This window comes from Pseudomonas sp. LAMO17WK12:I5, assembly GCF_900215165.1.
Taxonomy (GTDB): Bacteria; Pseudomonadota; Gammaproteobacteria; order Pseudomonadales; family Pseudomonadaceae; genus Aquipseudomonas; species Aquipseudomonas putida_A.
The window spans coordinates 442,843-454,767 of the sequence record NZ_OBDS01000002.1; the positions used below are offsets into that span (position 1 = coordinate 442,843).

General features: G+C 52.4%; 8 protein-coding genes. 5 read left to right on the top strand and 3 right to left on the bottom strand.

The genetic code is table 11. From position 1 onward, the window contains the following. Positions 1-178: 178 nt before the first annotated feature. Positions 179-3,127, top strand: coding sequence for an RICIN domain-containing protein (locus CRO59_RS04930; protein WP_158248890.1), 2,949 nt, complete (start codon positions 179-181; stop codon positions 3,125-3,127). 56 nt (positions 3,128-3,183) lie between these two features. Next, complete coding sequence (locus CRO59_RS04935; protein ID WP_097086680.1) at positions 3,184-4,275, top strand: hypothetical protein; 1,092 nt, start codon at positions 3,184-3,186, stop codon at positions 4,273-4,275. Positions 4,276-4,548: 273 nt separating this feature from the next. On the opposite strand, the gene CRO59_RS04940 is transcribed toward CRO59_RS04935, so the two are convergent. Beyond that, a complete protein-coding gene (locus CRO59_RS04940; protein WP_027614482.1) occupies positions 4,549-4,926 on the bottom strand; it encodes a hypothetical protein in 378 nt (125 codons plus the stop codon). Between the two features lie 1,695 nt (positions 4,927-6,621). Continuing rightward, complete coding sequence (locus CRO59_RS04950) at positions 6,622-7,416, bottom strand: helix-turn-helix domain-containing protein (protein ID WP_049827964.1); 795 nt, start codon at positions 7,414-7,416, stop codon at positions 6,622-6,624. Between the two features lie 88 nt (positions 7,417-7,504). On the opposite strand from CRO59_RS04950, the gene CRO59_RS04955 reads away from it, so the two are divergent. Then, positions 7,505-8,713 carry an MFS transporter gene (locus tag CRO59_RS04955; RefSeq protein WP_027614485.1) on the top strand — a complete coding sequence of 403 codons (1,209 nt, stop codon included), beginning with the start codon at positions 7,505-7,507 and terminating at the stop codon, positions 8,711-8,713. 253 nt (positions 8,714-8,966) lie between these two features. On the opposite strand, the gene CRO59_RS04965 is transcribed toward CRO59_RS04955, so the two are convergent. Next, on the bottom strand, positions 8,967-9,869 hold the full coding sequence (locus CRO59_RS04965) for a LysR family transcriptional regulator (protein ID WP_027614486.1): 903 nt from the start codon (positions 9,867-9,869) through the stop codon (positions 8,967-8,969). A 143-nt stretch (positions 9,870-10,012) separates the two neighbouring features. Between CRO59_RS04965 and CRO59_RS04970 the strand changes: the two genes are divergently transcribed. Both CRO59_RS04970 and CRO59_RS04975 read left to right on the top strand, forming a co-directional pair. Next, on the top strand, positions 10,013-11,413 hold the full coding sequence (locus CRO59_RS04970) for an amidohydrolase family protein (RefSeq protein WP_027614487.1): 1,401 nt from the start codon (positions 10,013-10,015) through the stop codon (positions 11,411-11,413). A gap of 11 nt (positions 11,414-11,424) precedes the next feature. Continuing rightward, a complete protein-coding gene (locus tag CRO59_RS04975) occupies positions 11,425-11,898 on the top strand; it encodes a DMT family transporter (RefSeq protein ID WP_027614488.1) in 474 nt (157 codons plus the stop codon). Positions 11,899-11,925 lie beyond the last annotated feature (27 nt).

Sequence of the window (11,925 nt, forward strand, 5' to 3'; positions counted from 1 at the left end):
GCTGTTCAGACTGCAATTTATTCTGGGATCAGCGTGTATCGGCAATGTGGCTCGAATCTGCAGAAATTTAGTAAAGCGGGTTTCGCATTCACGTCGAGGCATTGCACCAAGGGTCTTGAACCTGATAATGGCAATATGGCACTGTCAGTCGCAAATCTCAATCCGTAGAGAAGCGCTCATGGTCGACGACGTACTTGAAGATGGCGAAGGTTCGGAAAACCCAGAGGGAGGAAGGCCCCTCTCCAACGAACCGCCGCAACGGAAGAGCAACGGATTCAAAGAACCGGATGATCTGGATGCTATCTCCGCTGACGACATCGATAAACGACTCGACCGTATCTTGCTGCGCAAGCATGCTTTGGATGTGCGCAAGATGGAGAAAGAAAGCGAGGCCGAAGCGGAGAAGTTCCGGAAAGAAGCGAAAGACAGGCGTGCGCAGTTGTTGAAGGCCGTCGAGGCATCAACGCCGGATTTGAGCGCGAAGCTGTTCGAGAAGATGGAAAGCCTTGAGCACGAAGGACACGAGTTCTCTCCTCAAGAAAAGGTCGCATTGCTTCAGGCGCAATTGGCTCCTCTAAAGGATGCGCAGGATTTTTTTGACCTGACAGTGGCTCAACGTGATGACTTACTCGATCGTGTTGGTTTTTACCGCGGTATCGTCCTCGATCCGTCGACGTCTATAGATGCCAGCTTTCGAGAAGTGCTCCGTCGCCCGGACTTCAGTGCGACACAGGTCGATAACAATGAACTGTCTCCAGCCACAGTGCTGTACAGGAAACCGCTGTTTTCCGGTTATTTTGAGAACCAATTCACCTTTTCTGAAGCGGTGCATCAAACGCAAAAAAGCGGAATATCCAACCTCTCCTTTTCGCTAGCAGTCGCGGGCGGAGCTATGACGACCGTCGGCGTCGGGATGGCAGCCAGCTATGCCAGCCAAGAGCAATCGAGTGCTGGAATGATTGGAAAGAGGTCGTACACCACGGCCAACTTCTTCCTACCCCGCATCGAATTGTCGTTCGACGAACATAAACCATGCGCCAGTCAGAGCTTTTTCGAAAAATGCCAGGCTGCCATGGACAAAGAAGACGACACCGAACAGTTCAAAGCTCTGAAAAAGGTGCTCGGGTATTACGGGCATTTCGTCTCGACGCGGACCCTAGTAGGAGGACGCCTTTTCGCAACGCAGTCGAAGGTATTTGACGGAAAGGAAGATAAATCCAGCCTGACTGAACGTTTCGCAGCGAAGGTTCAAGCTAGCCTCAGCGCACCGACAGTTGATGTGCAGTTGTCCGCATCTGCGGAAAAAAGCACTCAGGCGGACGAAAAGAACAAGTCCAGCAACGAATCGCAATCATCAACCTTCCATGCCGTCGGCGGTGAAGGCATCGTGGTTCAAGATGCGGCTCGATGGGCCGAATCGCTTTACGATTACAAACGCTGGGCAGCAGTTCAAAGAGAGAACCTGATTCCGAGCATCAACGTGTTACCGGATGAGTTATCCAGCAAGTGCTGGGCAATGTTGAAGCGCTATGCAAAAACTCAAACGAAACGCGCTCTGCTATTTGAGGAAAACGCGTGGTTCCTTTTTTATGGCGAATATGGAGATTCCGTAGGCTGCCTGGCCAAGGATATCTACTTCACGATTGGCAACAAAAATAACGACGCACTATTGAGCTTGGCATCCGACACCGAGCTTGAAGGAACTGCCATCGTCTGGAAAAAAAGTGAAGATGCGCCAGAGCGATCACAGCTGTGGCGTATGACTGCCGAAGGCCACATAGTGAGCCTGGTCACACGTAAGGCTGGCGCGTGGGGCGCCCGCGGGGATATCACTTTCGCCATCACTCCCGAAAAGGCCTCTGGTACCCAAGATGCCGTTTATACGCTAATCGCCCATCAGCTTGGTAAAGCAGATAACCAAATCTGGGAATCAGCAGGCTCCGGTGAAATCACCAATGTCGGGATTGGGAAAAACCACGCACTGCTTGCTGCAGCGGAAAATAAAATTCTACTGAAAGCACGAACAGATAACACCCGTAATGATCGACTATGGCAACTGGACGAGATACCCCTCTATTTTGTCGACAACCTAATCAAAGCCGCTAACGAAGACACTGCTCCACTCTGGTTCAAACTTCGGCTAGCCGACGGCGGTCCGGTTCTTTCGATCAATGGCGGCGAAGGCCTGGAGTCTGTGCTTTCGACTTCACAATGTTCGGTAGTTACACAACCTGACATCAATGGTGCACATCAAATATGGCAACTGGATGCGAAAGGACGGTTGATCTCAGCTGTAAAAGCGCAGGATGCTGGGAGCTTCATGGATCTACTATTGTCAGCCGACCTTAAAACCAAAGCCCTGGTTGTGAGCCCAGAGTCACCCAATTTTGCCCAGCGATGGACATTGCAAAACGACCAGCTAATCGTGTCACGTCATTCAGAGCTGGCGGATTTGGTAATCGCGGCCGGTAATGACTCCAACAACGCGAAAACTGGTAACCCTTTAGCCATGAGGGTCAGTGGTACAGCTTCTAAACAGAAGTGGACGAAAGTCACAGTTGGGAAGAGCCTGGGATACACCAGCTACAAGCAAATAGTAGCCAATTCGCAGCGAAGTAATGAATGGGCGAAGATGATAGATCGGCGAGAGTTAATTATCGCGGGAAATCTGACTTCGCTTGCGCTTAAGCTCATCAAACGTGGTGGTTTTTGGTCAATCAATGAAGGCTATGCCGTTCAGCTGACGATAGGTGTTTCGCGGGAAAATGCTAAGCCCGCCTATGAAACCCATAATGAGCCGGATGATGATCAAGTGTTAGAAATCACTTCCGATTCTGTCACGGGTATCGACACTCAGTTTCTATACTTACCCGAGGAGCCGATACACGCAATCAAGCTCGATGTAAAGCCCAAAAGCAAGCGACTTTGCTTTCAATACAAATTGAAGCCGGATAGTGCTTGGACCTTTGTGGCAGATGATGCATCGGACGAGCCTCAACAGCTGAGTGTTTCCAGTACCTTCCTTTCCAATATAGAGTCACCGGATAATCAGGGCCTTCTGGCCATCGGGCTTCACTTCGATGCTGCATCCGGTGTCTTATCGCCCAAAGCAATCTATAGAAACTAATATTTGGAATGGCGTTCATTATTTATTGAACGCCATTCTGTAATGGAGTCGGTGAAATGCCAGATTCAGTTTATTACCCCGGAGCCAAAAACGCTCTCAACCTTCTGGAGAAAATGCTAATTTCTACGCAGGAACTCCCGGAAACGCCGGCAAACAAAAAGTCACGAGACTGGCTGTTGGACAAACACAATGGTTGGGAAAATTCGATAACTGGCATAGCAATGGGGTATTACTTAGAATCCGCAAAAGGCCTAAAACATCTTAAGAAAAAAAATTTCGCAGGAGGCTTTTCTGAAAAAGTTAATAACAAGGTCGTCAAAAAAAACCGCGGTGACATTACAACAACAACCAATAAATACAACGAGGAGGGAAAAAGCCAAGGAAAGGTTATTCAGCTGAAACATACCATTTGCGATACACCATCAGCAGTAAATAATGCCATCAGAGATGCGTTCACTCAATTATCCGGCCAAAAAGGTGAAATGCCATTAGCAGACGACATTTTAATTGCGGATATTTTCATTGCAAGTCCGAACAACGCATGGCCACTTGACAGGAGCGGGACAACTGATGGGGAAACATGGATTGCCCACAATTATCCGTTTTTAATATCCCAGTTCGTAGAGAAAGTTAAAATAAGAATTACCAATCACTTGCTTCTTGATGATTATAAAAAAAATTACGCCGAAGCCAAAGAGAAAAGAGATATTGAGCTTCAATGCAAAAAAGCAAAGCGCGCATTTAGCGAGCTCTATATTCCTGGCGAAACTTTTCATACTGCTGGTTTGTTTGATTCGGATGTCGGTACTCCCACCGCGCTTTCCGGTTCAATGCCTAATAAGTTATTACGAAAAAACGACAAGGCATCCCAAAAAGCCCGTTCTGATGTACTCGCTGCGGAAAACCTCATAAAAGAACCATCCCCCGTATCCACGAAAAATAAATCTAATAAATCTAATAAATCTGTCGGACAAAAAGATCTTACCGATTACCCAACATTGGTACTGAAATTAAACTTCACGACCGGTCGAAAAATACTATTTGAAAATCAACAAGAACCCACCATAGTGAATAAAATAGTTTTATCTGTACGCTGGACCAGTGGAGAGCTGTCCGTCCAGTTCGTCCGAGAAAAACCAGTAAGCTAGGATACGCAAGATGGCATTTCTGAATAGTCAACTGTACGAACATCAGACGTTGATTATATAGGGAGATAAAAATAAATTTGCATTTTCTAGCCGGTTGGCAGCCCCCCCCTCGCTATTTTTTTAGATTTTTAGTGTAAGCGTCCGGCGAACTCGCCTTCCAACTCCAGCATTAAGGGGAATGGTGTCTGTAGCGTTTAAGTAATCCCGGGCATGACGTTATTTTTTATCGGCCTGAGGTGGGGCAGCCCATCGTTGAACTGAACCGGTGCTCTCTCAAGCCGTCATGTCGCTCACATTAAGTATGGAAATACTGTAGTGCGGCGACAGGCAACCTGCTTTAGATGTGGAGAAGAGGAAGTTTTCCATAGGACAGAGTTCGCCCTTTCTTAAAATTGCTTTTACGGACATTAAGGCGCTCATCTCAGTCAGTCCCATTAATATCGAGAACGCCTTATCTATTCGAAATCCCAAAGTGGGTTCAGCAATCACCACCACGAACCAAAGAAATCTTTGTCTCAGTTCATTCTTTGTTTTCTCATTTATTTCCTTTTGTACCAGTAGCCGTAACTCGAGCGATGCAGCGAGCAACAATTCTGACTCCAAAAGGCCGGCGAAGAAGCCATTTGCTCTAAGTGATGCGTTGATTGCCATGACCTGTAATTACTGGTTTAAGCCAAATCATTTAAAAGAGACGTCGGTATAATCAGCCACAGTTAGGCATAGCTGGCCATCAGAGCCGAGAAGGCGATGATAGGTAGGTAGTGGAGAAAACGCATTCCTGCCCAGGGATCCTACTGGCGTCCAGGAGGATTGCGTTCCCTGGCTTCGTTAGCATCTTTGAGTGTCCGCTTTTGGCCGAAAGCCGCCGTTCGTGAGCGGCAGCTATCGGCCGAAGCGGCCAGTCAAGGGGGGGCGGACACGGACGTAAATCGACGGGAGAGCAACAACTTCCCTCGAGCATTGATGAAATCAACCGGATCTGTATCTATTGGCTTCCTTGTTACCTTGGTACGATTCCACCCCGCCCTCGTCCGAGATAATCCCATGCAGCTCACCGACATCCCATTTGGGACCACCAATTGGTAGAAAATAGAAGCGACTGCCCACCCTGGCGAAACCGGCACGGCACACTGACGCACTTGCCAATTCGGTAATGCAAGAGACCCCGCCTTGGTGGCCTTGCTCCGGGCCGGGGGAGGTGCTTTCCACAGACAGATTTTATGAACTCGTCGTTTTCGCTTAGCCCATCAAACCAGCTTGCCTAGGCCGCCCATACACCCACTTCTAGGCTAATACCATATGTGGGGTTCGTTGGGATCCTGGGTCACCCTGAGTCGTTCGAGATTCATGACATTGAGCGTGGTATCGCCGTTGACACGCCGCTTGATCTTACCCACGCGTCCTTGGATCGCGATCGGGTATTGAGTCGAACTCTTTGAGACGGCGTAGTGGGCCTCCATTTGCCGGGCATGGTCGAAGTAGAACTGATTCCAGCCAACGGTATTGCCTGCAAACACTGGTTCTAGGTGCTCGTCGATGTCAGCGTCTTCGTCGCACATTGCGCGCAGTCTGAGGACGCTTTGTGCGGTATTGATATAGGAGGACAACCGATTGGATGATGGTGTGTAGGTTCAGATGGCAGTAGAGGATGTCTCACCACCGTCATCTTTCTTGAGTCGTCTAGCATTTGCTTTCAACTCTTCTGTCACCGCGACCGACGCATGCGGAAGCGGTTTTTCTGGACGCTTTCGACCAGGCAGTTAGAGGTGCTGGCGAGCTCAACGATTTGCTTATCAACACCGAAACGACAGTTGGGGCCATGCGTTCCATTCGCTTGCGGGCGGAAGCAGGCCCGAACCTTAGAGGTTTTGTAGTAGCAGCCCCGAGTGAAGGAATTGACATGAATTACTGTTGCGTCGCACCGTTCACACTTCAGAGCATTTGTACCCATGCTCTTGGCATAGGTGCCCGCACTGAGGTGGATATTCCCGCCAGGCTGTTGTAGCAACTGGCTGGTGCCTTCACCAATCCCTAGGATTACAGGCCTATGGTCGGGTGAGCTATGTTGAAATCTTTATGATGGTCGAACTCGACCTGTATTGCCTGAGGCGGCGGCCCTTGAAACGTGACATGTCAGCAATCCTTAACTATTTGATGGCTCCATTCTCACTTCACGACTGGCCGTGTCAGAACCGCACTTTCCCATTTTACAGAATTTAGTGATGCCGATGGTCAGTGGGTGTCTGCGACGAGGACTCCAGATGGAGAAGCTGAGCAGGGGGTGATCCCCAGAATCGTGCAGGTGGCTCGACGACTCAATGGGTCGGATATTTAACAAGCAAAGCACTATCGCAGAGAGGAAAAGTACAGAGTGGGCGGTTTTCCCAAAGCTTTCTTGAACATCGTGATAAAGGCGTTAACAGAGTCATAGCCCAGGATGCCTGCCACATGCTGCACGGATACGCCTTCTGCCAGATGACTCAGTGCGATCATCAGATGCAGTTGCTGGCGCCAGCGTCCGAAGCTCAGCCCAGTCGTACTTTCCACAAGTCTGGCTAGCGTTCGCTCACTCGTTGCAAGCCGATTGGCCCACTCGCGCAACGTGGTTCGGTCACCGGGGTCTGCAAAGAGCGTATCCGCGATTTGTTTGATCTTGGGGTGGTCGGATATCGGCAAATGCAGCTCTTTCAGCGGAGCATCGGAAAGCTGCTCAAGCAGTACTGCAACCAGCCGCGCAGTTTTACCCTCGCAAAGACAGGAGGGTTCCTGCTCTGCGAGGTGAAGGATCATCTCGCGGACAATGGGGGTAATGGCAACCGTACAGCAGGCGTCAGGCATCTCTGCTGCATCGGGTTCAACAAACAAAAAACAAGTGCGGGCGTTTTCGGTCATGCGGCAACTGTGCGGCGTGCCGCCGGGAATCCATACCGCATGTTGGGGAGGCACAAGCCAAAGTGCGTTCTGCACCTCACAGCTCACCGCTCCGTGCAAAGACAGGACTAGCTGGCCTTTTCGATGATCATGGGCGCGGGCAACCGAATCATTGGGGGCAGGCGCAACCTTGAGCGCAATCGCAGCCTGAGCGAAGAGATTTGAATCGAAATCTTCCGGCGAGGTAACGACATTTTTTGAGCTTGGCATAATTTAGGTATCAGGTGTCTTGATATCTATATTAGATAATTCTGAAGCTCTCTACAGTGGTCTTCTTTTCAGAGGACAGCTACAGAATATGTCAGATACAAAAAACAAGTGGCATGCCATCGCGCTCGTCGCGGGCATTCTGCTCATTGCCGTAAACCTACGCGCTCCCTTTACGGGCATCGCCCCTGTTTTACCGCTCATTCAGAATGACTTTGGCTTAAGCGCCTCAGCTCTAGGCCTGCTTACTTCACTACCACTTCTGGCTTTTGCCGCCTTTTCCCCGCTTAGCGCTTCGGTTGCCCGCAGGTTCGGCATTGAACGCACGCTTTTCGGTGCACTGTTGGTCATTTCAGCAGGCATCCTGCTGCGCTCGGCAGGCAGCGCATGGGCGTTGTATGCCGGTACGGTATTGATAGGCACCGGGATCGCACTGGGCAACGTGCTATTGCCTGGCCTGATCAAACGCGACTTCTCGACGAAGATGGCGTCTGTGACGGGCGCTTACTCCATCACGATGGGGGCAGCAGGTGCTGCCGGTTCCGCCGTTATCATTCCGCTGACCCAATCATGGGGATGGCCGATTGCCCTGAGTTTGTTGATAGCAGCCCCGCTGTTGGCGCTGATTGTGTGGCTACCCCAGTTGAAAAAACACGAACATATTGTTCTGTCCGGCCCCAAACAAGCGGCAACCGTGAACGTCTGGAGTTCACCGCTGGCGTGGCAGGTCACACTGTTTATGGGCCTGAACGCGATGCCTTTTTACGTCGCCGTAGGCTGGCTGCCGACCATGCTGATGGATCATGGTATATCCCCGGAGCAAGCTGGCATGGTACACGGCACGCTGCAATTGACCACCGCCATTCCCGGCTTGATTCTGGCGGCCACGCTTCGCCGTCTCAAAGACCAGAAACTGGCAGCCGCTACCGTTAGCCTGTTAACCGCCTCATCTTTGATCGGGCTCATTTACGCACCAAGCTACGCCATGTTGTGGGCAGCTTTCCTGGGCTTCGGCTCTGGCGCTAGCATGATGCTTGGCCTGACGTTCATTGGCTTGCGTACAAAAAATGCCGGCGACACGGCGGCACTATCAGGAATGGCGCAGTGTGTGGGTTATCTGATGGCGGCCACAGGCCCATTGCTACTGGGCCAACTGCACGACTGGACTGATGGCTGGACAGCACCGCTGTTGATCACAGCGGCAATCGCCGTTGCCGGCGCATCCACCGGCATGCTGGCCGGGCGCAATGTTCAACTCGAACCCACTCATTACAGAAGCACGCCCATGCAACACAGCTAGGCCAGCAAACATGGCAAATACGTGTCGATCGCCACCGAGCGGCCCTATCACGATCCTCATCGTCGGTGATTAAGCCTCGCGAGCAACGTACTGATCATCAACGGTGCCAAGCCATTTCTCATCTCCAAGGGAGAACTAAACAATACGTTCGCCACACTGGCCGCCGAGCACTTCGCTGCGCTTGGCTACTCGTCGCTATTGGCGCACCAGCTGAATATTCGAGCCTGTTTGTTCAGCCCTGCAGCCACTGAACTCAGGCTGAATCCCCGTCACGAACGAGCTCGGAGATCCAGTCAGCGAATGCGCTCACGGCTGGCGAAAGAAAGCGCTGATGCGGGTATAACAGGTGCACAGGAATCGAAGCCGGTTGCCAGTCAGCAAGTACTTCCACCAACCGCCCTTCTCGCAGGTGCTCGGAAACCACGTTCTCGGCGAGTTGCGCCAGCCCAAAGCCTTCAAGGCACAATTTTATGTAGAGCCCAGTCTCGTTGACGGCTGTTGTTCCGTTCACCTGAACCGAGAGCTTTTCAGAGCCACTGGCGAAGCGCATTTCGCCCGCGTGCCTTGCGTGGCCCGAAAAGTAATGGATGGCCCGGTGGTGTGACAAATCCAGTGGTGTTTGCGGAGTACCGTTTTCTTCGAGATAGGCAACAGATGCACAGGTCACCCAGCGAAATCGGCCAAGGGGGCGCGCAACAAGCGTTGAATCGTCGAGCTCGCCTGTGCGAATGACGCAATCTACACCCTCTTGAACAAGGTCAACCTGCCGATCGCTGACGCCGATCATTAGGTAGATATCTGGGTAGCGCATGTAAAAAGCTTGCAGATTTGGCATGACGATGAAGTGTGCAATGCCGCCCGGCATATCAACCCGCAAACGTCCCTGTGGCCGTTTTACGGAATCCGTCAGACTAGTCTCTGTGTGTTCTATCAGCTCCAATATTTCCCGGCATTGCGCCAGATACTGTGCGCCCTCAGGCGTCAGACTAACCCGCCGCGTGGTTCTGTTGAGCAAGCGCACCTGCAGGTACTTCTCAAGATTCTTGACGGTGCTGGTAACCGTCGAGGCCGGCAAAGAGAGCGTCTGCGCCGCCTGGATAAAGCTTCCTGCCTCAGCCACACGGACGAATACCTGCATCGCTTGAATACGATCCATGACTGTTAGCAGCCTCAAAGCAGTGACCGGGGAAAGCATTATTATTCGTCATTCTTGAATAATAAAAACAGTTTAATCATCTTTTTCCCGCAGTATCGCCTTGCGTACATTTCTTCCAACGAAATTGGAAGAGGTGTACTGAAATGGCTGAATACAACCGCAGCATTGTGCAGGCCCCAGTCGCTCCGGCCGCACGCACACTTATCCGCGGCGCCACTGTACTGAGCATGGATGGCGACATCGGCAATCTGGCGCGTGGCGATATTCTTATCGAAGGCACCACCATCACGGCAATCGGTGAAAATCTCGAAGCCGGCGACTCTGTCGTGATTGAGGCATCCGGCATGATCGCTATGCCGGGCATGGTCGATACCCACCGTCACTCCTGGGAGGGGCAACTACGGCGAATAAATCCGAACGCCGCAACCCTGGAGGACTACTGCAACGCAACCCACTTCTCGTTCGCCAAATACTATCGCCCGGCGGACATGTATATCGGCAACCTCCTGAGCGCATTGGGCTGCATCGATGCCGGTATAACGACCTTGGTGGACAACTCGCATAACAGCCGCACGGGTGAGCACTCCGATGCCGCTGTCGAAGCGCTGCTCGATGCAGGCATACGCGCCGTACACGCCTCGGGGGCGCCGGTTGCGGGTGAGTGGGACAAAGCCCACTGGCCGGGCAATCTGGAGCGTCTGCAGGAAAAATACATCAAGAAAGGCGACAACCCGCTGCTCTCTCTGGCGGTGATGGCGCAGTTGGAGCCTGAGCTGTGGGCTGAGGCCCGACGCCTAGGGCTGCCTATCATCACCGAGTTCTTTGGCGGTGACATGGCGGCTGAGTTGGAAGGATTGCATCGCGAGGGGCTGCTGCGTTCCGACAACATCTTCAACCACTGCACCGCGCTGCCGGACGCCGGCTGGAAAATCCTTCGCGAGGCTGGCGTTCGGGTCAACGTATGCCCGCGTTCAGATGCCCACTACGGCATTGAAGATGGAATGTTCGCCATGCAGTCGGCCCAACGTCACGGTATCAGTCCAGGCCTGAGTGTCGATAACGAAACCTCCTACAGCGGTGACATGTTCATGGAGATGCGGGTGGCGTTCTACCTGCAGCGCGTCATGGGCATGCACCACCAGCGCTGCTGCGGTGAAGACCATCATCCGGTGGTGACCCTGCCCGCCCATGGTTTGCTCAAATCCGCCACCGTCGACGGCGCGGTCTGTGCCGGTTTACAGGACAAAATCGGCAGCCTGAGTCCCGGCAAGCAGGCTGACCTGATCCTGATAAACGCGCGGGACATCAACCTTTATCCGTCAGGCAATGCCTTCGGTACCGTGGTACATGCGGCAGAGCGCAGCAATGTCGACACCGTCATGATTGGCGGGCGTATCGTCAAGCGCGGTGGCAAGGTTTTAGGTGTGGATAGCGAAAGGCTGCGTGCGGCGATCAACGAGTCCCGTGAGCATCTGTTTGCTGCTGCAGGCTATCAGCCGGATATCTTTGCCGAGAAATTCCTGCCGCTTGAGTCAGCCAAGTAAGGAGGTGTGAGATGAATGCAGCCTACTACCTGCTGGCCATCTGCGCGGGGCTTGGCATCACCCTGCAGACCACACTGAATGGCCAACTCGCTAAAGGTGTGGGTGGAGACTCCGTAGCGGCGGCGCTGTTCTCTTTTACTGCTGGCGCGGTATGCCTGGGCATTTTTTCATTGATGCGCGGGGGGATAGCAGCCTCACTGGCGGCCATACCTGCACAGCCTTGGTGGAGCCTGTTGGGTGGTTTGCTGGGTGCCAGCGCGTTGCTCAGTTATGTAGTGCTGGCACCGAAAATCGGTCTGTCAGCACTGCTTGGCCTCGCTATCGCTGGGCAGATCATTTCGTCACTGGCGATCGATCACTTCGGATTGATGGGGGCATTGGAGAGGCCGGTGTCTTCCATCAAGTTGGTCGGGACGGTGGTGATGCTCGCAGGTTTGGCTATCGCGTTGTTCGGTGACCGTTGGTCAGCGCTTTTCTCCAACTGACTACCTTGTTTACCCCATTCTGTTTCG

Bases quoted from the DNA above. Each gene is read 5' to 3' on its own strand.
- CRO59_RS04930 (WP_158248890.1), top strand. From the start codon at position 179: ATGGTCGACGACGTACTTGAAGATGGCGAAGGTTCGGAAAACCCAGAG.
- CRO59_RS04935 (WP_097086680.1), top strand. From the start codon at position 3,184: ATGCCAGATTCAGTTTATTACCCCGGAGCCAAAAACGCTCTCAACCTT.
- CRO59_RS04940 (WP_027614482.1), bottom strand. From the start codon at position 4,926: ATGGCAATCAACGCATCACTTAGAGCAAATGGCTTCTTCGCCGGCCTT.
- CRO59_RS04950 (WP_049827964.1), bottom strand. From the start codon at position 7,416: ATGCCAAGCTCAAAAAATGTCGTTACCTCGCCGGAAGATTTCGATTCA.
- CRO59_RS04955 (WP_027614485.1), top strand. From the start codon at position 7,505: ATGTCAGATACAAAAAACAAGTGGCATGCCATCGCGCTCGTCGCGGGC.
- CRO59_RS04965 (WP_027614486.1), bottom strand. From the start codon at position 9,869: ATGGATCGTATTCAAGCGATGCAGGTATTCGTCCGTGTGGCTGAGGCA.
- CRO59_RS04970 (WP_027614487.1), top strand. From the start codon at position 10,013: ATGGCTGAATACAACCGCAGCATTGTGCAGGCCCCAGTCGCTCCGGCC.
- CRO59_RS04975 (WP_027614488.1), top strand. From the start codon at position 11,425: ATGAATGCAGCCTACTACCTGCTGGCCATCTGCGCGGGGCTTGGCATC.